Here is a 20,416-nt window from a genome sequence, read left to right as displayed (position 1 = left end):
TATTGCTATCTTTTACCCTTTATTTTTCCCCAAAAATAATACAGCAGCAGCATTCCTAAAAGAGCAGCCACCAAGAGATCCAGCCGATGAAACCAGGGCTTAATGGCCTGCCAATTTTGTCCTAGGGCGTAACCAACATAAACCAACAAAATGCTCCAGGGTAAGGAACCTAAAAAGGTGTATATAACAAACTTTTTAAAATTCATACGGGCAATACCCGCCGGTAATGAAATAAACGTACGAACAATAGGCAATAGCCTGGTAAAAAACACCGTTGCTTCACCATACCGTGCAAACCAGTAATCAGCTAGTACTAGCTTTCTCTCACTAATTCCGATATAACGGCCATATTTATGTAAGAATGGTCTGCCACCTTTACTCCCCAGATAGTAGGAGCCAATAGAGCCAAGGGTCCCCCCCACCGTGCCCGCCATCACTGTACCCCAAAAATCTAATCGCCCGGCATAAACCAGATACCCCCCAAAGGGCAGTATCACTTCACTGGGCAAGGGAACATTGGCACTTTCTATAGCCATACCAATTCCTACACCCCAATAACCCATGGCAGCAATAATAACGGTAACTTGTTGCAAAAAAGGTTCTAGAAAGTCCAGGTAATTCTCCTCCCTTCCGGTACTGTTCTAGCATATTCAAGGAGGAGGGGGGAATATGACTTACCATCGGTCAAAGCCTAAAGAGCCGGTGGCTTATTCCTGAATTCTTATATCTACCCCCAGCAGGCGTAAATCTTCGGCCGCAATATAGAAGTAGCCATTAATTTGACGCAAGGGGTGCTTTAAGCTGTTATTAGGTAGCTGCCAGGTTTTGTTGCTAGCCTTTACCATAATGTGGTTGATTTTATCATCCCACTTTACTTCGTACCCCAAAGATTCCAGGGTGAAGCGCAGCGGCACCAGCTGCTGGCCCTTTTCTTTAAGGTACCCTATCGGTAGGTTAACGGTATCTCCCTGGGTCTGGATGGTTTTCTCGGCAGTATAAGTTATTTCCGGTGCTCCAGACAGGAGAATTTGTTTAGCTGCTAGTAGTTGCAGCTCCGGTGTGGCAATAGCGCGATCTGGCTGTAACCCTTGGCCGTCAATGCGTTGCCCCTTGGGAGTTAAGTAAAAGGCTGTGGTCATCTTTAAGGCACCACCATTGCCCAAGGGAAGAATGTCTTGCACCGTTCCCTTACCGTAGGTTTTGGTGCCTACCAAAGTAGCCGTTCCATAATCCTGCAGTGCACCCGCTAAAATCTCTGAAGCACTGGCACTATGCTCATTCACCAATACCACCATCGGTAAGGGATTTATTAAAGAGTCTAGCTCGGTGGTGTAAGCTTCTTGGTATTTTTCCCGGTCCTCGGTGAGCAAAATTATTTTATCTTTCCCTAGTAGATAACCAGCCATTTCCAAGGCGGCATCTATATAGCCACCGCCATTATTCCTGAGATCAATAATGAAAGCTTTGGCACCGGACTCTTTTAATTGAATGAGGGCATTTCCGAATTGCTCACCGGTTTCCATGCCAAAACTTTCCACGGCAATATAGCCAATTTGTCCTTCCAGAATTTTCTCGTTGACCGTAGGCATATTCACCGTATTTCTTGTTATTTCCAAAGAGAAGTCAGGCTGCCCAACCCTTCTCACTGTAATCGTAACGTTGGTTCCTTTTTTACCGCGTAGCTGTTCTACCACCTGCGTTAGCGATTGCCCGGTAAGCGTTTTGTTATCAACCGCTACAATAATATCACCACTCTGTAGGCCCGCCTGCTCAGCCGGTGAACCATTAAGAACCCTCGTCACACGGGGAACTTCTTCCTTAATCTCCAATTCCGCACCAATTCCCTCAAAATCCCCGTTTAGTTCTTCACTAAACTCATCCAGTTCTCCTGGTGAAAAGTACACCGTATAGGAATCCCCTAATTGATCCAGCATTCCTTTAATACCAGCATTGGTTAACTGGTCAATATCGGGCTGTTTCAAGTGATAATTAGTGATATACCCAAAAACTTCACCGATAGTAGCAGCGTTGGTCATGGCTTTATCTTCTTCAGCCCAAGCCGCTGGCGACCAGAGTAAAGTAACAAAGGAGATAAGTACGACTAGTCTTTTAAACAATTGATCACCTCATATTATTATCTATGCTTAGATAAATTCGAGGTCATTTCTCCAGTTCCTTCCTGTTGAAACCCTTCGATTAAAATTAACAAATCCTGCAGGTATTTTGCCTTGCACTGCTGAAAATACTAAGGATGCTAGATAAGGAAGGTGCTTATTTTGTCCCTAGATACCCTTATTGTCATTGATGGCAACAGTCTCATTCACAGAGCCTTTCATGCCATTCCCCTGTTGACGAATAGTCAGGGGGTTATTACCAATGCAGTTTACGGTTTTACCAATATGCTGTTGAAAATATTGAATGAACAAGAGCCCGGTCTGGTGGCAGTGGCCTTTGATAAAGGTAAAATTACCTTTCGTCACCAAGACTACGCCGATTACAAGGGCACTCGCAAAGCCACGCCCGATGAATTACGACCTCAGTTTATCCTAGCTCGGGATGTACTTCGGGCTATGCGGATTCCCTATTTCGAATTAGAGGGTTTTGAGGCCGATGACTTAATTGGTACCATTGCCAGCCAGGCCGAAGCCACCGGATTAAATGTGCTCATCCTGACAGGCGATCGGGATGCCCTTCAGTTGGTATCTCCCAAAACGAAAGTTCTGCTAACCCGTAAAGGTATTACTGAACTGGAGATATTTGATGAAGGTAAAGTGTGGGACAAATACGGTGTAACCCCATCCCAAATTATTGATCTCAAAGGCTTACAGGGAGACCCCTCGGACAACATCCCCGGTGTTCCCGGCATTGGGGAAAAAACAGCTACTACCTTACTTAAGGATTATGGCCATGTGGAAGAAATTCTGGCGCAACTGGATCATTTATCACCCAGGTTGCAAAAACTACTGCGGGGTAAAGAAGATATCGCTCTTCTTTCTAAAAAGTTAGCTACCATCATTCGTGATGTGCCCATGGAATTGGATTTATCAGAGTGCTCCTGGCGAGGTCCCGATCAGCATAAACTTTTAGAGCTTTTTAAGGAACTGGAATTTAAGAGTCTGATTAAACAACTTACCAATAGTCCTGCGTCCAAAAAAGAAAAAACATCTTCAAACAAGTTGGTAAGTAACTTACCCGAATTGGAAACCTATCAGGTAGGATACCAAACCGTCACTACCCAGGAAGAGCGGGACGAAATTTTAGTACAGGCTAGCCATAGCGGTAAAGTGGCTTTGCTGCTCACAGGGGTTCGGGGCCAAGGGATTGCCGCCTTTTATTTAGCAGTACCTGACCAGGATATTTACCTGCTGCGGGTGGCAGATGATCTCGATAGTAATCTTACCGTCCTACGTGCCCTCTGTGAAAACTCAGAAATTAAGAAGATTTTCCACGATGCTAAGGATGCCATCTGGCTCTTGCAGCAGCAGGATATCGTATTGAAAAATCTATACTTTGATACCATGGTGGCCGCCTATTTGCTAAATCCCACCGCCGCCAACTATGACGTAAACGATGTCGCTCTGGAGCATCTGAATATTATCCTGCCAGCGGAAGGGGAAACAGCTCTGGCCGCTCAAGCAGAATCCATCCTACGCCTGGGAAAAGTACTCTACGATAAGCTTGCAGAGCGGGACGAAGACCGCCTGTATCAAGAAATGGAACTTCCCTTAGTGCAAGTGCTGGCAGAGATGGAACTGGCCGGGGTAGCGGTGGACAAACAAGGGTTAAAGGATATGTCAGCAGAACTGTACCAAGCCATTGAAACCCTGTCTGCCAGAATACATGAACTGGCTGGCGAAAATTTTAATATTAACTCTCCGAAACAACTGGGACAGATTTTATTCGAAAAACTGAAGCTTCCGGTATTTAAAAAGACGAAGACTGGTTATTCCACCGACGCTGAAGTGTTAGAAAAGTTGGCAGAGGAGCATGAAATTGTTGCTCTCATCTTAGAGTACCGCCAATTGGCAAAATTAAAATCCACCTATGCCGATGGTCTGGCCGCTCTGGTGGATGCAAAAACCGGCCGGCTGCATTCTACCTTCCATCAAACCGTGACAGCTACCGGCAGATTATCCAGTGCAGAGCCGAATCTGCAAAACATTCCCATCCGTTTAGAATCCGGACGGCGCATTCGTAAGGTGTTTATCCCTCGTCAAAGGGGTAATCTACTCTTAACGGCTGATTATTCGCAAATTGAATTACGCATTTTGGCCCATATGTCCCAAGATAACAGCTTTCTGGAAGCCTTCCGTCTAGGCCAGGATATTCATACAAGAACCGCTTCTGAGGTGTTTGGTGTGCCCCTTGATCTAGTAACTTCAGAAATGCGCAGTCGGGCGAAGGCGGTAAACTTTGGTATTGTTTATGGCATCAGTGATTTTGGACTGGCCCGAGATTTAAAGGTTAGCCGTCAGGAGGCCAAGAGTTATATTGATAACTACTTTGCCCGTTGCCCAGGAGTACGCAGGTATATCGACCGCGTTATTCAAGAGGCCAAAACACAGGGTTACGTGAACACCCTGCTGAACCGTCGCCGTTATCTGCCCGAACTGTTTAGCAAAAACTTTAATATTCGAAACTTTGGTGAGAGAGCCGCTATGAATACTCCCATCCAGGGAAGTGCCGCTGATATCATTAAATTGGCTATGGTCAAGATTAATAAGGAATTAAAAGAACAACAGATGCAGGCCCAAATGATTCTGCAAGTACACGACGAACTCATCTTTGATACCCCAGAAACTGAAGTTGAAACATTAATTAAACTGGTTCGAGAATGTATGGAAAATGCCCTTGTGCTGGATGTACCATTGGATGTTGATATTAAACTCGGATTAAATTGGTACGAAGCAAAGCCTATTTAACCCGAAGCACACAACAAATGCTGGTCTTTTCCTGGAGGTGTTAGTATGCCTGAATTGCCAGAGGTAGAAACGGTGGTTCGCTCTTTAGAAGCGCACTTGGCTGGTCTCACGGTCACCGGTGTTAATTTATTAAAACCTGAAGTTATCCGTAGCCCCAAATCTGAGGAATTCATAGAGCTTCTGATCGGCAAAGCCTTTCTAAAAAAATTGGGGCGTCGCGGTAAATACATCTTACTCCACCTCAGTGATAATCTTACCTTGGTGGCACACCTCCGCATGACAGGACGCCTTATTTATTGTGAGGCCGAATTTCCTTTAGAAAAACATACCCATGTGATTTTTCTGCTGGATAATGGGAAACATTTGCGTTTTGCTGATGTGCGGCGCTTCGGCCGTTTACAATTGATTGCCACCCCGAAAATAATGGAGTTGTCCGGTATTAAAGACCTTGGCCCGGAGCCCTTGGAACCGGAATTTACCAGGGAATTTTTTAAGCGGGAAATACGTAGGCGTCGTACCCGCATAAAACCCCTGTTACTGGACCAAAGTTTTATCGCAGGCCTGGGGAATATCTATGCGGATGAAGCTCTGTTCCGCGCCAAAGTCCATCCGGAACGCTTGGCACCAGATCTTACTTCCCGGGAAGCCGCCGGTCTGCACAAGGCTATTGTGGAGGTAATTAGCGAAGGTATTGAACATCGGGGTACCTCCTTTCGAGATTATGTAGACGGTGAGGGACGTTCCGGTAGTTTCCAAAATCACCTTAAAGTTTATAACCGGGAAAATCTTCCCTGTTCTCACTGCGGCAAACCTATATCCCGTATCAAAGTGGCCGGTCGCAGCTCTTATTACTGTAGTTCCTGTCAAAAAACCAAATAGTGTAAATCACCCCTGCTTTGCCCCCCTCATACTCTATCATGTAAGAAGACGCAATTGGGGGGAAAGACATGGAACTGCTTACGCTTTTTGCCTTTGCCCTAGCCCTGAATATGGATGCACTGGGCACAGGGGTGGCTTACGGGATTAGAAAAATTCGTATCCCGTTCACTTCACTGCTGATAATCAGCGGTATGTCGGTCCTAACAGTACTCTTCTCCATGCTGGCGGGCCAAATGGTCAGCCAACTAATCTCACCTCTTTTTGCCCATCGGCTGGGTGGCATCATCCTACTGCTGGTAGGACTCTGGATTCTCGTTCAATCCATTAGAGATACCAAGGGAGATCAGGAAGAAGTAAAAGCAACGGTCATGCAAATACGGATTAAGTCTCTGGGTCTGGTAATTCAAGTTCTGCGTGAACCCTCCAAAGCCGACCTGGACTCTTCCGGTGTAATTTCCTCCCGGGAAGCTCTGTTATTGGGAGCCGCTCTGGCGATGGATGCCTTCGGAGCTGGCTTTGCAGTTTCTATGTTCGGCTTTAGTCCACTTTTAACAGCAGCGGTGGTGGGCATCGGTCACATTGTTCTTACCATTATCGGACTCTGGCTGGGTAAAACCTGTGCCTGCAGTACCCTCGGCCGGCAATTAGCCATGTTGCCAGGCTGCATTCTTATAGCCATGGGCATTTTTAAAATCAAGTGACCACCTCCTCAAAGGAGCATGATGAGATGATTATTGGTTTGACAGGTGTTATTGCCAGCGGTAAGAGTTCTGTGGCAAAATATTTACAAGAACTGGGGGCCACGGTCATCGATGCAGATCAAGTGGCCCGCCAAGTGGTATATCCCGATACCCCGGCCCTCAAGGAAATTGTAGCTTCCTTTGGATCGGGTATTTTACATCCAGACGGTACCCTAGACCGGCAAAAATTGGGAGCCATGATCTTCGCAGATGCTGCTGCCAGGAAGCGATTGGACGCCATTATCCATCCTCACATTGAGGCAGCCCTTGATGAACAAGTGACTGCGTTTAAAGAACGTAACCCCAGTGGTAGTGGCCTTCTAGTTTTGGAAATACCTCTGCTTATTGAGGTAGGCTGGCAGCAAAAGGTGGATCAAGTGTGGTTGGTTACCGTGGATGAAGAGGTGCAATTAAAGCGCTTAATGGAACGGGACAAGCTTACTCTGTCCCAGGCTCAGCAGCGTATAGCCAGCCAGATTCCGCTGCAGGAAAAGAAAAAGTATAGTGATATCATTATTGATAACAGCTACACACCTGAAAATACCCGCCTTCAGGTGGCAAAATATTGGCAACAAATTACCTCTTCTTAGAAAAACTTGGCTCGCTTGCCTGCCTGTGACCTATAATGTTATGACCTTTAGGTTATGCCCTACAGGGTACGAGTAAGACTTAGTTTTTCTTGTACTTTCTTCAATAGAGATTTATACTTTCTGAAAGTGATAAAAACCAATTTTTGGCATAGAATAAGATGACACCTATTGCAGGAGTGATTGTTTTGTTTTTACGAAGAAAAAAGAAACCCCGTTTAAAAAGAAAGCTCCTGCTGGTTCTCCTGCTACTGATATTGTGGCTAAATCACAGAGCAATAGCCGAAATGGTGTATCCTCTGCATCATCAGGAGGTAATCTACCATTATTCCGAAGTAAAAAACCTGGACCCCCTGCTGGTAGCGGCAATCATTAAAACGGAGAGCAACTTCCAAGCCAACGCTACCTCTCCCAAGGGAGCCAGAGGGTTGATGCAACTTATGCCGGAAACGGCCAGTTGGGTTGCCGAGCAAACAGGCAACGGACCGCTAAATACCGAAGCATTGTATAATCCAGAAACCAATATCCAACTGGGCACCTGGTATTTAGCAGACCTCTTGGAACTGTTTGAAGGCGATGTGGTACTGGCCACTGCCGCCTACAACGCAGGCCGTGGTAACGTAAAGAAATGGTTGGATCAACAGCATTGGACCGGTCAACGTAAAACCATCGATCAAATCCCCTTTGTGGAAACCCGGCAGTATATCCGTCGGGTACTGTGGAATTACAAGGTCTATTATTATCTGTACGGAGAAGGTCAGGCGAGACGGTATGATATTGATTGATTGTCGTTATGCTTTAGAGGATAGAAGGTATATCTATCACAAAGAGGCCAGCCAAGCTATGAAGCGCTTGGCCGGCCTCTTCTATTGCTGTTGTTCAAGTTACTTCCCCAACAGATTATACAGTACTTGCGCCATCTGGGCGCGGGTGGAGCCGCTGGTTGGGTCGAGCTTACCGCCGCTACCGCCAACCGTGCCGGATTTGACCAGCGCGGTCATGGCATCACGTGCCCAGCTTGCGATATCGTCGCTGTCGGTGAAGTCAGCCAGGGTCTTGCTGCTATCAGCGATGGGCAATTTGTCTAGCACTTTGAGTGCGTTATACAGCAGGGTGAACATCTCCTGGCGGGTGATTTGCTTTTCAGGGGCGAACATATTGTCACCCACGCCACTCGCGATACCCTTGGCCTTGGCCGCTGCAAGGTAGCCGGTGTAGTAGGTGTTGCCCGCATCAGCAAAGTTGTCGGTGGGGCTGGCCAGCGGCGCAATGCCGTAGGCGTTTAGTAGCATGGTGATGAATTGGCCCCGGGTCAGCGTTGCCTCGGGGCTGAATTTGCTGTCGCCCGTGCCGTTGGTAATGCCTTTTTCTACACAGAAGCTCACTGCGTTATAGTACCACGCACCGGGGAGAACATCACTAAACTGTACCTTTGGCGCAGTTGGAACAGTCGGAGCAGTCGCCACCTTGTAGCCTACAGCATAGTAGCTGAAATGGGTGGTTTGGAAGACAACCGCTTTGGCCTTGGGATCGTACTTGGCACCGACCATCTCGGTGAGGTTGCCTTGATTGTCGATGTAGTACGCTGTGATGCCCTCGGGGTTAGCAAGTTCCTCGGCTGTCGGTAGATAGGGAATGCTTATTGTAACCGGGGCTTTTGGATTGTTCCAGTCGGTGACTTTGTTGTCAATCAGTAGATTGATAGAAACGATCGGGCGATTACCGATAAGCGCTTGTGCTTCCGCTGTCAAATTGCTGGGGTGCACGGTGGTCATCTTGACTTCTGCGTTGGCATCCTTTGGCGCATCCAGATTGCTGAGCATATCGGAGGGCAGGGTGACTGTACCGGCACTCAGGTTTACCGTCGTGTCAGATTTTTTGCCTTCCGAGAGATCCTTCACCGGGATGGCTGTGGTTGTGCTGCCAGAGCTTCCGCCCGAGGACGAGCCTCCTCCACCGCCTCCTGTATAAGTCCAGTGAGCGTAGATGGTGGTGTCAGCGGTAAACACAGTGCCTGTCGTCACTACTGTACCACCAGTTGCCGCTGTAAACCAGCCATCAAAACGGTAATTACCAGAGCGGGTCGGAATAGGCAGCACAGCTAACTTGCCGTCTGCACCGGTGGTCAGGGTACCGGGGGTAAGAGCATTTCCTTCGTTTGTGTTAAAGGAAATCGTGTAGATTTGCGCACCCATCGGTTGTATCCACACATATTTGCTGGCGGTGAAGGTCGCTGCGACCGGGCTTGGGACTTCCACAGCCGAGGCTGCGTTCTCACCGGCGAATACTTGGTGTGCATAAGCTCCGCCGAAGGAAGGCTCCGTACTGAAGGCAAAGTGACCGGCTGCGCCTTGCGTCTGGGCAGCGATAACGCCGCCGTTAATTACGATGCTGCTGCCTTTCAATCCCTTGGAATTGTAGGAAGTCAGATTCAGACTGCCTCTTTCGACGGTGAGCACGCCCTCTGTTCTCAAGCAACAGGCCATGCCCTCCGCTCCATATTCCTCCACAATCAGGTTGCCACCAATGTCTACTGTGAGATTGTCAACTCCCAAAATACCTATGACAGCGTCATATACGGTCAGGCTACCTTCACCTGTGATGGCAAGCGTTTTTTCGCTGCCAATACCCATTTGCACATCGTAGTCTGCCTCATTCGCCGGATTGGTTGGTGCTGTGCCTATCCGGTTCTGACCCACCAGCTTGACGGTCAGGTCGTCTTGCGCAGATATGGCATCAATAACAAGTGCAGAGGGAGCGATGACTGCGTTATTCAGAGTTAGTGTCTTGGTGGCCGGGTCGTAACTGACTCCGCCGCTGATGCCCTGCCCGGTGATGCTATCCTTGTTGGCATCCGTAACGGGCGTATCAAGCACATAAAGATAGGCGTTCGTTGTGCCGCTCCCGGTTATGGTGCAAGTGATGTCCAGCTTGCCTTGCACCGAGTCTATCGTATAGGTGTTGCCCGTGCCGTTGATTGGGTTTCCGTTATGTGTACCGCTCCAGGCGTAGGTGTAGCCGGTGGCACCCTCGCCGCTGGCGGTGAAGATTGCTTTATCGCCTTTTAAGAAACGTAGCCAGCCGGAATAATTGCCGCCATAGCCATCTTTTCCATTGATTGTTATGTCAATTTTGCCGCCTTCCGCCGTATCCTGCGGAGTGGTGGCATAGTCGGCTCTATACCAATCCAATACTGCGTTGGCATCCCCGTCCGCTACGGTGATATCTACGCCGGTATAGGTGTCATAGGTGTCATCCCAGCTTATATACACCTTCCATATGCCGTTCTCCACACTTGTCGTCCTTGTTGCGCCAAACCCGGTCATGGGGACAGTTTTTGTTTCGTCGGTGCTGAGTTTGAGCCCATAGCCGCTCATCTCGCTAGGATCCGCTGCTCCGTCAATTTGTATATGCAGCGTGGCGGTGTAGGTGGTGGGGATACCCTGCGTCATATCCAGCGTATAGGTGGCTGAGTTGTTATACTCCTTGTCTGCGCCAAGACCTATAGGGTAGGTGATGGAGCCGCCACTCAATGAAATCGCTTTGATATCTCCTTTGGCAATAAGCTTGCCGGTCAGCGCGCTGAGATCTAAGTTGCTATTTTTACTGAAGACAATGCCGTAAGCGCCAGACGTGCCCGCTTCGAACGTTACCGTTCCGGAGGTGGAAATCACTAAGTTTCCGAAAACCCCCGCCCCCTTCCGGTCGTTAGCGCCCTTGATGGTGGGGCTGCCGGAGGTGATGTAAAGGTTCCCACCCGTACCGTTGAGGGTTTGGACAGTGACTCCATTCCCACTACCGCCACTAATGACAGGGTCGCCGCCGGCAAGCGTCAGATCGCCATCCGTCACAAAGATACCATCACCATCGCTGTAATTGCTTCCGCCCGTTATCGTCAGGCTATCGCTCGCCGTAACGGTCAGGTCGCCACCGGAGTACACACCGAAGCCATCGACATTATTATTGGCGCTGCCTCCGGTCAGGGTTACATTACCAACTGTTGTCAGCGTACCACCTTGGACGAAGTAAACGGCAATATAACCGTCGCTCTGCTTAACCGTGACACCATCTAATATCAGGTCGATTGGGCCGTTGCAATTGATTCCCCCGTTAATGGTGCTGCCATTGCCGGTAATGGTCAGTCCGGTAACGGCGGCCGGGATTCTCAGGTGGCCGCTTAGATTCCCGCCGCTAGGCAAAGTGATTGTAATGTCACCGCTCCATGTGTTGATGGTGTCACAGATATCCTCCCACGCAGCCTGATCGTTGACGTTATACACGCCATCAGTCACGCTGAGCGGTGCAGCAGAACCCTGTGCTGCGGCAAATGCCGCCCCCGGCAGCATTGTCAATACCATGCACAGTGACAAAATCAGGCTGACGATTCGTTTCCATCTTTGTTTCATTCTGAAAGACCCTCCTCTTGATCGGGAACTGACAGCATGAGATGTGTCAGTTCATCCTCGCTAATTCGCAGAGTTTTTCCACCTTCGGCCGTGCCGAAAACCAGACTCTCCCCAGCCGCCCTGACAGAGCGGAACAGTTCCTCGTTCTGTAAGACCCTGTAGCGGTTGGTGCGCCGATGGTTCTCCAGATTCAGAAGCAGCACGCTGCCGGTTGCCATCTCCAGCCGGATGCAGCTATTTTCCAGCGGCTGCACCTGCAGGAAGACGATGGGATCGTGATACCGCTTCCGCAGCGCCATATTCACCGCCTCCCTTGGAAAAATATCCGGTGTGAATACGTCGTCTGGGACAAAGATAAGCTTATCACCATCGGTGACTACGGCTCGAAACACTTCCGGTTTGTTCAGGTTGTAGTAGCGGTTGGTACGCATACAATGCCGCATATCCAAATCCAAAAGGCTACCGCTGCCAAATTCGATATTCAGTCGATGGTCTAGGACAGGCACTACACTTAGAATCTCAGGAATTTCCGCCATCAGGCCTCCTCCCTTCTCATTTGGGGATAAAAATACACCCTACAGTTTTTAGTGTAGGGTGCAGAATTAATTTTTTATATGGTACAATGTACTTTTATTTTCCGTCCGGCAAGGTCTTGAGCTGTTCCCTCGAAGCAAAGCCGCACTTTTCCAGCATACCGCTGATGACATTGCGGATGGTATTGGGGGATAGGTGCAACCGCTCGGCAATTTCTTTGTTGGTTAGGCTCATTTTAAGCAGTCCTAAAATCTCCTTTTCACGAGGGGTCAATTCCTTGCGTCGGAAAGAAGCAAGCCCCTGGGTCAATCCCTGGTGCAGGGTTGTTATTTTTTCGAGGGCACTCTCGGCACAAGCGGTGTCGGACAGCAGCTTTTTGATGCCATCGTAATTTTCCGCCAAGGGTAGTAGCATCCCATCGGGCAGAGCGATATCCAGTGCGCTTTGTAATGCTTCGATTGCCTGCGGGCGATTACCCAGCGCCAGAAATGCCTGTGCTTGATACAATTTTATGTAGAGCTGGGGCAGAAGATTGGGAAAGATGGTGGAGAGGCCCAGTCCAAATTCACTCACGCCGAGCAGCTTCTGATATTCGCCACGCTCCAGCAGCAGTCTGCCATAGATGATGTGGGCGAAGGGCTGCGTCATGATGACCAGCCGCTTGTCGTTGATTTCGCCCGCAGCAAGCCACGGGGAAACCTCATTACCGCGACCCAGCAGCATGAAAATGAAGCCTTTGACCAAATCCAGCGTATAGCGGCACAAGTCCTCAATGTTTTGGCGGGAGCGTTCCTCCATGGAGTGGAGAGCGCTTTGCAACATGGTTTCGTCCCCGCGCAGGAGAGCGATCCGCGCCAGCAGAAACAGCCCGCACTGGTAGATACTGTTCTGCCGCCTGCTGTCGGCAGTGAACATCGCCTTGTGGCAAAGGATTTCCGCTTGGTCAATTTCACCGCGCAGGAAATGCGCTTCCGCACGCATGATGATTTCTGCGCCGCTGCCATGCCCTTTGGTGAGCGTATAGTAAATCGGCATGCACTCGTCCATCTGTCCCAGTTCCTCGTCCAGCTTACCACTTTCCCGCCAGAACAGATACAGCACCGAGGGCGAGCCGAATGTCCATGTGCTTTGGAGGTTAATCAGCGTCGCAGGGCCACCGAGAAGCTCCAATGCCTTGCGGTGTCCTACACTCATTGCATCAATGCGGTTATAGGTCAAAAAGGAGTACAGCAGTTCCATCTCGCCGGAGAGCGCATTCTTTTGGATTTGCGAAAGTTCGCTCTGCTCAATGACCTGCCTTATTTCCTCCCTGAAACCGAGCAGTTTCTGGCTTTCGTGGAGGAAAAACAGGGTGAAGGCCAGCGGCACCATCGCCGTCGGGTACTTCCGTTTGGTTTCAAAGGGGGTGTTCTCCATGATATCCAGGATCATGGGCTTTGTGAAATCGTCCACCACGTCTGCAATCTCATAGCTGGTCAGTGGCAGGGCAAGCAGTCGCTCCCATTCTCCCGATAGATAATAGAAGCGCAGCGTGTTCACCCGGTCGCCGGCCTGCTCCGCCAGCTTACCTCCTGCGAGGTAGCTTTCCTTTTGTTTTGTTTCCGGCAGCATCTCAAACTGCTCGGCGAGGAAATTTTGAAACAGTGCGTGAAGATAGAAACGGCGTGCATCCCTGTCAAAATGTACAAACACCCGCTTTTCCCGCAAAAGCTGCTCTGTTTCCACAGCGCTCCTGCCAAAGAGTGCCGTGGCCTGAGTTAGCGAGAAGCGGGGGAAGATGGAAACCGCGAGCAGGAATTCTCGCTCCGATTCCGGCAGTCGATTCCATAGGGCATTATGAATCAGATCCTGCATCCCGCCCCTCTCGAATTGCCCTGTTTCGATGATGGAAAGAAGCTGGAGATAGAGCACCATAATCCAGCCGCCCGTGATTTGCTGTAGTTCTTCAAGCTGCACGGCAGTTAGGGAAACACCAGCCTCACGGTAATACGCCTCAATGTCCTCTGCGGCAAAGGTCAGCACTGCCTCTTGCAGCAGGAGGAAACGGATGCTCGGCAAAAGATGATTACGAGTCTCCTTTGATAAAACTAGTGAAGCAACCACCACATGAAGCCCCTTGCCACTATGCTCGGAAAGTGCCGACAGGAACACCCCTGCATTTGGCAATTTCCAGGCAGCAAAGTCATCCAGCACCAAGTAGGTTTCCTCCGTGCAGGCAATCTGCCCAAAAATCTCACGGATTTCTGACAGGGAATCTTCACTGGGCGCGCCTGCTGCGTTCAATCGCTCAGCAGCATCTTCATCAAATGCACTAATGCAGGCACAGAAGGATTTCCACGAAGTGTTCGGGGATTCAGGGGAAAAGGTGCGCCAAATAACCTGTGCTGTTTCTGAAACCTGTGTATCACAAAAATGCCGCAAGGCGGTAGTCTTGCCAAAGCCGGAGGGAGCTTCGACCAGTGTCAGAGGAAAGGCCTTGATGGACGCCAGGCGCTCCATCAGTTTTTTCGGAAAAAACAATGTTTCAGGCTTGATTTGTCTGGTTCGTGCCATCTTTATTCCTCCTTCGACCCTCTATACGCCTGTTGGTGCAGTGATGGTATACCTTTCGGGCGGTGAGTCCCCATTTGCTCGCCGCTTCTTTTGCGCTGATATAGTCCATAATAAGTTCCTCTCACGTTCATTTGCTTTTAACCACTGTACTTTTATTGAAGGAAATAATCAATAGAAATGTGCTCAAAGTTAATAGCATTATTTATCGTATTTAGCAGACCTCCTAGAACTTTTTGAAGGTGATGTAGTACTAGGCCGTGGTATCCTCACCTTACAATCGGTGAGGATTTTATTTGGAAATATTATCTAAATGCGCAGGATATTCTGTTTAATTGTCGAAATTATATTGCAAGTAAAATGCCGGCAAGGAAAGAAGAGGGATTTAATCATGAGTTCACGGAAAATTGAGGCACTAAGTGAAGTATTGGATCTGATCAAAGATACTTTTCCCATGGATTGTATGATTACTATTACGGATAGAGAAAGGTATCTAAAGTATTTACCCGGTAAGAAGATTGACGTAAAAGTAAAAGCCGGAGATCTGCTTGCCCAAGGTGATGGTATTGATATGGCGTTAAAAACCGGTCAAAGAAGTGAAGCAATGGTTCCTAAAGAAGTGTTTGGCTATCCCTTTAAGGCTGTTGGTCTACCCATTATTGAAGACGGAGCAGTGGTTGGAGCCCTTGGTATCGGCTTTGACATTTCCACACAGGAGGAGATTGCCAGTATTTCTGAAACACTGGCTGCTTCAACCGAGGAAATCAGTAGTAGCATTGAACAAATGTCTGCCTCCGCCCAGGAGCTTACAGCAATGCAAAACCAGTTAACCAAGGTAGCCCAAGAGACTGAAAATAGGCTGCAAAAAACTGATGAAATACTGAAATTTATCCGAGATATTGCCGGACAGACTAAACTCTTAGGTTTAAATGCCGCCATAGAAGCTGCCAGAGCAGGTGAGGCTGGACGAGGTTTTCATGTTGTTGCTGATGAGATCAGAAAATTATCCGATAGAAGTGCTGTTTCCGTTAAAGATATTGGGGACATTGTTAAGGAAATACGAGATAACACCGGCAAACTAATGGAATTCATAGAGCAAACCACCGAAATAAGTGAAGGTCAATCCGAAGCCTCTCAATACATTGCTAAAGCCATTGAAGACAACGCTAGAATCTCTGAAAAACTAAGTATTGTCGCTAAAGATATTCTTTAATAGCATAGAAGAAAACCGGTCCTTCAACAAGGTACCGGTTTTCTTATTTTTACCCTAGATATCTGCAATCAGCTTCTTGATGTCTATTTTATTGGTTAACATATCATTCTGCAGTAGGAATTCTTGGGTCTTTTCCAGGTCTACTATATCTTTGTCCGTAATGGCGGGGTTGAAGTCATACCAGCCAACCATTTGTTTCACTTCGGCTAGGGAAATACCCGTTTCCTCTGCAGCCAACTGGTATACCTCCTCTGGTTTTTCCTGCATATACTGCAGACTGGCCTGATGCACCTGCAGGTAGCGTTTGACTAGATCAGGATGATTTTTTAGAAAATCACCGGATACAGCAATGACAATGGTTGCATCTAAAAGACCTTCCCCGGTAGTGAGAATGCGGGCACCGCTCTCCAGGGCTTGGGGTACGGCCGGCCCGGCAATTAGTGCAGCATCCACGTTACCTGCCTGCATGGCAGACACCGCTGAGGGGATGGGCATATTAATATATTCTACTTCATCGGTCTTTAAATTATTTTGCTGCAGACTAGCCAACAGTAATTGATGCAGAATGGTTCCTTTAGGACCAGCCACTTTTTTGCCCTTGAGATCGGCTACCGACTTAATTTTCGGGTCCTTAGCCATAATGGTAAAGGCCTTCGGTGCCCGGCTATACATGCCAATAATTTTGAGATCAACACCATTGGCCGCGGCCAAAATGGCTGAAGTGCCACCCAGTGCATTACAGAAATCCAAAGAGCCAGCAGCTAGTGCTGCAGTCATTTTCGGTCCTTCGGTAATTTCCGGGAAGGTCACTTGGATGCCATCCTTGGTAAATTCTTCTTCAAATAGGTTCCGTTTCTTTTCTACAATGGAGGGTACATTTAAGGGCAGCTTAACATAGGAAATTTTTAAGCTTGTCACCTGGGGGGCTTTTGCTTCTTCCTTTTGGGGTTGGGGTTCACTTTTCTTTTCGCCGCAAGCGGTTAGCAGTAGACAGGTTAAAACAGTCAAGATTATAACGCTCAAAATTCTTTTCATTGTGAATAACCTCCTATCTTGGTGGGCTTCTCGCCCATCACCACAGTTAAAATCTTTTCTCTAATTTGGAAAAATTCCTGCTGTAAAGGGTTACGGGGATAGCTCAGGGCTACCGCCACATCCTCCAAAATTTTACCCCCCTCCAAAATCACCACCCTTTGGCCCAAAAATACCGCTTCATCTACATCATGAGTAACAAAAACAATGGTTTTTTTCTGGGTTTGAAAAATATCCACTAACTCTGCTTGTAGGTTTTTTCTGGTGAAGGCATCCAGTGCTCCTAGGGGCTCATCCATTAAAATAACGTCAGGATCGTAACACAGGGTGCGACCCAGAGCTACCCGTTGGGCCATCCCACCGGATATTTGGGCTGGGTAAGCATCTCTGAATTTCTTTAATCCTAACAATGCCAAAAAATGAGTCACTGTTTGGTTAACCCGCCTCCGGTCCTTTTCTTTAAATAAAGGCAAGGCCATGTTTTGTTCCACCGTTAGCCAAGGCATTAACCGGGGTTCTTGAAAAACAATACTGACTCTTCCTTTGCCTTGAACCACCTGTTGCTGCTGGTCTAAAAAAGTGATTTGACCCCGACTGGGCTGCTCCAAGCCGCACAGCAACCGCAACAGGGTCGTTTTGCCACAGCCACTCTTCCCCACCAAAGTAACAAAACTGCCGTCCGGAATGGTTAAATCAATTTCCGCCAGTGCTTTTATTTGCTCATTATGAATCGTGTAGTATTTGGAAAGTTGTTCAATCTTAACTCCGGCCATAGTTCACCCTTTCCCCGACCCAGGGCAGTAAGCGGTTGGATAGTTTAAAGAAACAATAGTCAATGATATAACCAAAAAATCCAATGGTTAAAATACCCACAATAATAATATCCGGCCGGGAAAGCTGCTCAGCATCAATAATCATATAGCCGATACCCGAAGCGGCGGCAATTAATTCAGCGCCGATTAGGGAGCGCCAGCTATATCCCAGCCCCAGCCGAAAGCCGACAATGATGGAAGGTAAGGCCGCCGGCATAATGATACGCCAAAATTTATCCCTGGCCCGAAAGCCAAATACTTCTCCTACCTCCAGCAGTTGTTTGCTGCAGCTTAAAATACCGTTTAGTGTATTTAAGAAGACGGGGAAAAAAGTGGCCAAGATAATGACCGCCAATTTAGAAGTTTCCCCAATACCAAACCAGAGTATTAACATGGGAATACAGGCAATAGGCGGAATATGACCCAAAAAATCGAGTACTGGTTCAATGTAGGGTTCCAATTTCTGATTCATTCCTACCAGCACCGCCAAGGGAAAGGCAAAGAGAACCGTCAAAAAGAAACCTGCAAAAACCCGGTATAGGCTTATAGTAATATGTTTCAGCAAAACTCCGCTGGCTGTCAGATCAATGGCGGTTTGCAACACCTTTGCAGGCGGCGGGATGATGTATTGATTAATCATTTCCGTGGCTGACCCAGCAATCCAAAATAACAAAATCACCAGAGGGATGACCATTCCCTTCAGTTGCTTCATAGAATCCCCCTTAGAAAAATGTGGCTCGCTTGCCCTTAGACCTGGCGAAAGACTTTATACTTGTCCAACAGAACAGGCCAAAAAGAAAATAGCCCTCACAGGGCAGTTTGCTAAAGGACAAGTGGGAGGTAAGAATGGCTATTCCATACTATCTACAAATTGACACCTAACAGCCCATTCGTTACTATCTCTTCTAATTATATTCTTTTTTGACATTTTGGACTACCATTGTTAGCAAAAATATCCTGCAACCTTTATTTTATTGGCAGCCTTACATTACCCGGAGGTATGTCGAGGTTTATATTCCCGACATACCAGGAAAATTAGGTGGATTGATCCTTTGCTACGATGCCATATAAGAAAGTGTTCATTACCGTCTTGAAGGTTTCCTCGGGAGTTAGGTTATTCTCCATGATGAAGGTGGGGTTAACCACGGCCCTCACAGTGGCCAGCAAAGAAGCCGTCACCACGGTATGATTGATCTCTTTTAAATAGCCCTGTTTGCTACCTTCTATCATGATACCAGTGAGATAGTTAAGTTTTTCCGTGCGAAATTGTTCTACCTTTTCCCAGATCTGGGGATAGTGCTTGGGCAAATCCCCGATGAGTACTGGCGTGAGGGTTCTTAATTTTTGAGCCACGATCTGGATAAACAAGGTTAGTTTTTCAATGGGATTTTCTATCCTATTTAAGGTAGCAAATACCTCCCTTTCAGCTTCCTTCATGAAGCTATCCATCACTGCCTCAATGATCTCCTCTTTGCTTTTGAAATAGCGGTAAATGGTGCGCTTGCTCATGTTATGACGGGCAGCCAATTCATCTACAGTGGCGCTGTAAAAGCCCTTTTCTTCTGCTAACTTGCGAAAACCCAGGATAATTTTATCTCTGGTCTGCATCCTTTCACCACCTGTACACTTAAGCAATTTTTTTCTTAAACCTCATGATACTAATTCCCATTAATATCACAGTAAATACCAATAGAGCTGTCACCTGCGGTACCAGATAGGCAAAACCAATGCCCTTTAATACGATGCCCCTGATGATCGTCAGGTAAAAGGTTAGAGGAATAATGTTACTAAGGGCTTTAATAAACACCGGCATGGCCTCCCGGGGAAACATAAAGCCGGAGAGCAAAATACTGGGCAAAAGTATGAAAAAGGACATCTGCATGGCTTGCATTTGATTTTTCGCAATGTTGGAGATCAACACACCAATGCCTAAGGAGGCCGTAATAAAAAACAAGGTTAATAAATAAAGTTCCAGCAGACTGCCCCGGATGGGTACATCAAAGACAATGGCGCCCACCAACAGGGCCACAGTAATTTGCAGGTAACCCAACGCAATATAGGGGATTATTTTACCAATCATCAGCTCGTAGGACTTAATGGGGGTTACCATAAGCTGTTCTAAGGTCCCCCTCTCACGCTCCCGAACAATGCCCATGGAAGTCATCATAACCATGGTCATGGTCACAATAATGCCTAAAATGGCTGGCACCATGTAATAGGCTGTAATCCCATCGGGATTATACCAAGGTCGCACCCGAATATCATAGGGAGCTTTGAACTGACCCACTTTTTCTGCCAGCACCTGTTGGGATTTTAAAAGACCAATGGAGTTAGCCGTGGCAATGGCGGAATTGGAAACCATACTGTCGGTGGCATCCACCAGCACTTGGATCGCAGCGGTATCACCAGACCTTACCTGCTTGGCATAGTCCGGTGGGAAAATAATCCCCACCTTCACGGTTCCTCGATCAATTAACTGGGTAACCTGCTGGTAGTTACCGGTCGCTGCAACCACATCAAAATAGCCTGATGCTGTGAAAGCTCTTGTTATTTCCCTGCTTTCCGGTGATAGAGATTGGTCAAATACCACCGTGGGAATGTGCTTTACCTCGGTCTGGATAGCATAACCAAACAACAATAGCTGCACCAGGGGCAGCATGAAGATTAAGCCAATGGTTAACTTGTCCCGCTTCATCTGCAGGAACTCCTTATACAGCACCGCAAGGATTCTACTCATGCTC

The 20,416-nt window shown here is 47.8% G+C and carries 16 protein-coding genes; 6 read left to right on the top strand and 10 right to left on the bottom strand.

Annotated elements, in window-relative coordinates:
• Positions 1-5 precede the first annotated feature (5 nt).
• Positions 6-563, bottom strand: a complete 558-nt coding sequence (locus BUA78_RS02035) for a DedA family protein (RefSeq protein WP_072910686.1) — start codon at positions 561-563, stop codon at positions 6-8.
• Between the two features lie 144 nt (positions 564-707).
• The gene (locus BUA78_RS02030) at positions 708-2,117 is read right to left on the bottom strand and encodes a S41 family peptidase (RefSeq protein ID WP_072910620.1); all 1,410 of its coding nucleotides are present in this window, start codon (positions 2,115-2,117) and stop codon (positions 708-710) included.
• A gap of 159 nt (positions 2,118-2,276) precedes the next feature.
• On the opposite strand from BUA78_RS02030, the gene polA reads away from it, so the two are divergent.
• The 5 genes from polA (at position 2,277) to BUA78_RS02005 (ending at position 7,913) form a co-directional block, all read left to right on the top strand.
• A complete protein-coding gene (gene polA, locus BUA78_RS02025) occupies positions 2,277-4,922 on the top strand; it encodes a DNA polymerase I (protein WP_072910619.1) in 2,646 nt (881 codons plus the stop codon).
• Between the two features lie 45 nt (positions 4,923-4,967).
• Entirely contained in the window at positions 4,968-5,801 is an 834-nt protein-coding gene (gene mutM, locus BUA78_RS02020) for a bifunctional DNA-formamidopyrimidine glycosylase/DNA-(apurinic or apyrimidinic site) lyase (protein WP_072910618.1), read from the top strand.
• A 68-nt stretch (positions 5,802-5,869) separates the two neighbouring features.
• A complete protein-coding gene (gene ytaF, locus BUA78_RS02015; protein ID WP_072910617.1) occupies positions 5,870-6,502 on the top strand; it encodes a sporulation membrane protein YtaF in 633 nt (210 codons plus the stop codon).
• 26 nt (positions 6,503-6,528) lie between these two features.
• Entirely contained in the window at positions 6,529-7,131 is a 603-nt protein-coding gene (gene coaE / locus BUA78_RS02010) for a dephospho-CoA kinase (RefSeq protein ID WP_072910616.1), read from the top strand.
• Between the two features lie 176 nt (positions 7,132-7,307).
• On the top strand, positions 7,308-7,913 hold the full coding sequence (locus BUA78_RS02005; RefSeq protein ID WP_420795488.1) for a lytic transglycosylase domain-containing protein: 606 nt from the start codon (positions 7,308-7,310) through the stop codon (positions 7,911-7,913).
• Positions 7,914-8,012: 99 nt separating this feature from the next.
• Here the strand turns inward: BUA78_RS02005 and BUA78_RS02000 are convergent, their stop codons facing one another.
• The 3 genes from BUA78_RS02000 to BUA78_RS01990 form a co-directional block, all read right to left on the bottom strand.
• Positions 8,013-11,534, bottom strand: coding sequence for an S-layer homology domain-containing protein (locus BUA78_RS02000; RefSeq protein ID WP_072910614.1), 3,522 nt, complete (start codon positions 11,532-11,534; stop codon positions 8,013-8,015).
• Positions 11,531-12,070: a hypothetical protein gene (locus BUA78_RS01995; protein WP_072910613.1), complete on the bottom strand. Its 540-nt coding sequence runs from the start codon at positions 12,068-12,070 to the stop codon at positions 11,531-11,533. Before BUA78_RS01995 ends, BUA78_RS02000 begins: the two co-directional genes overlap by 4 nt.
• A 94-nt stretch (positions 12,071-12,164) precedes the next feature.
• The gene (locus BUA78_RS01990; protein WP_238456681.1) at positions 12,165-14,621 is read right to left on the bottom strand and encodes a winged helix-turn-helix domain-containing protein; all 2,457 of its coding nucleotides are present in this window, start codon (positions 14,619-14,621) and stop codon (positions 12,165-12,167) included.
• A 388-nt stretch (positions 14,622-15,009) separates the two neighbouring features.
• Between BUA78_RS01990 and BUA78_RS20780 the strand changes: the two genes are divergently transcribed.
• The gene (locus BUA78_RS20780) at positions 15,010-15,831 is read left to right on the top strand and encodes a methyl-accepting chemotaxis protein (protein ID WP_072910612.1); all 822 of its coding nucleotides are present in this window, start codon (positions 15,010-15,012) and stop codon (positions 15,829-15,831) included.
• Positions 15,832-15,885: 54 nt separating this feature from the next.
• Here the strand turns inward: BUA78_RS20780 and BUA78_RS01980 are convergent, their stop codons facing one another.
• From BUA78_RS01980 to BUA78_RS01960, 5 genes are all read right to left on the bottom strand, one after another.
• The gene (locus BUA78_RS01980) at positions 15,886-16,866 is read right to left on the bottom strand and encodes an ABC transporter substrate-binding protein (RefSeq protein WP_072910611.1); all 981 of its coding nucleotides are present in this window, start codon (positions 16,864-16,866) and stop codon (positions 15,886-15,888) included.
• Entirely contained in the window at positions 16,863-17,636 is a 774-nt protein-coding gene (locus tag BUA78_RS01975; RefSeq protein ID WP_072910610.1) for an ABC transporter ATP-binding protein, read from the bottom strand. Before BUA78_RS01975 ends, BUA78_RS01980 begins: the two co-directional genes overlap by 4 nt.
• Complete coding sequence (locus BUA78_RS01970; RefSeq protein ID WP_072910609.1) at positions 17,623-18,387, bottom strand: ABC transporter permease; 765 nt, start codon at positions 18,385-18,387, stop codon at positions 17,623-17,625. The genes BUA78_RS01975 and BUA78_RS01970 overlap by 14 nt, the downstream gene beginning before the upstream one ends.
• 323 nt (positions 18,388-18,710) lie before the next feature.
• A complete protein-coding gene (locus BUA78_RS01965) occupies positions 18,711-19,283 on the bottom strand; it encodes a TetR/AcrR family transcriptional regulator (RefSeq protein WP_072910608.1) in 573 nt (190 codons plus the stop codon).
• Positions 19,284-19,302: 19 nt separating this feature from the next.
• Positions 19,303-20,412, bottom strand: a complete 1,110-nt coding sequence (locus tag BUA78_RS01960) for an ABC transporter permease (RefSeq protein ID WP_072910607.1) — start codon at positions 20,410-20,412, stop codon at positions 19,303-19,305.
• Between the last annotated feature and the right edge of the window lie 4 nt (positions 20,413-20,416).

The organism is Desulforamulus aeronauticus DSM 10349, from assembly GCF_900142375.1.
GTDB lineage: Bacteria > Bacillota > Desulfotomaculia > Desulfotomaculales > Desulfotomaculaceae > Desulfotomaculum > Desulfotomaculum aeronauticum.
Note: the sequence above shows the minus strand (reverse complement) of the source record. Positions and strands in the feature narration are given on the sequence as shown.

What these genes read in the sequence shown, in the direction of transcription:
- BUA78_RS02035 (WP_072910686.1), bottom strand. Translation starts at nt 563, where the DNA reads ATGGGTTATTGGGGTGTAGGAATTGGTATGGCTATAGAAAGTGCCAAT.
- mutM (WP_072910618.1), top strand. Translation starts at nt 4,968, where the DNA reads ATGCCTGAATTGCCAGAGGTAGAAACGGTGGTTCGCTCTTTAGAAGCG.
- ytaF (WP_072910617.1), top strand. Translation starts at nt 5,870, where the DNA reads ATGGAACTGCTTACGCTTTTTGCCTTTGCCCTAGCCCTGAATATGGAT.
- coaE (WP_072910616.1), top strand. Translation starts at nt 6,529, where the DNA reads ATGATTATTGGTTTGACAGGTGTTATTGCCAGCGGTAAGAGTTCTGTG.
- BUA78_RS02000 (WP_072910614.1), bottom strand. Translation starts at nt 11,534, where the DNA reads ATGAAACAAAGATGGAAACGAATCGTCAGCCTGATTTTGTCACTGTGC.
- BUA78_RS01995 (WP_072910613.1), bottom strand. Translation starts at nt 12,070, where the DNA reads ATGGCGGAAATTCCTGAGATTCTAAGTGTAGTGCCTGTCCTAGACCAT.
- BUA78_RS01990 (WP_238456681.1), bottom strand. Translation starts at nt 14,621, where the DNA reads ATGGCACGAACCAGACAAATCAAGCCTGAAACATTGTTTTTTCCGAAA.
- BUA78_RS20780 (WP_072910612.1), top strand. Translation starts at nt 15,010, where the DNA reads ATGAGTTCACGGAAAATTGAGGCACTAAGTGAAGTATTGGATCTGATC.
- BUA78_RS01980 (WP_072910611.1), bottom strand. Translation starts at nt 16,866, where the DNA reads ATGAAAAGAATTTTGAGCGTTATAATCTTGACTGTTTTAACCTGTCTA.
- BUA78_RS01975 (WP_072910610.1), bottom strand. Translation starts at nt 17,636, where the DNA reads ATGGCCGGAGTTAAGATTGAACAACTTTCCAAATACTACACGATTCAT.
- BUA78_RS01970 (WP_072910609.1), bottom strand. Translation starts at nt 18,387, where the DNA reads ATGAAGCAACTGAAGGGAATGGTCATCCCTCTGGTGATTTTGTTATTT.
- BUA78_RS01965 (WP_072910608.1), bottom strand. Translation starts at nt 19,283, where the DNA reads ATGCAGACCAGAGATAAAATTATCCTGGGTTTTCGCAAGTTAGCAGAA.
- BUA78_RS01960 (WP_072910607.1), bottom strand. Translation starts at nt 20,412, where the DNA reads ATGAGTAGAATCCTTGCGGTGCTGTATAAGGAGTTCCTGCAGATGAAG.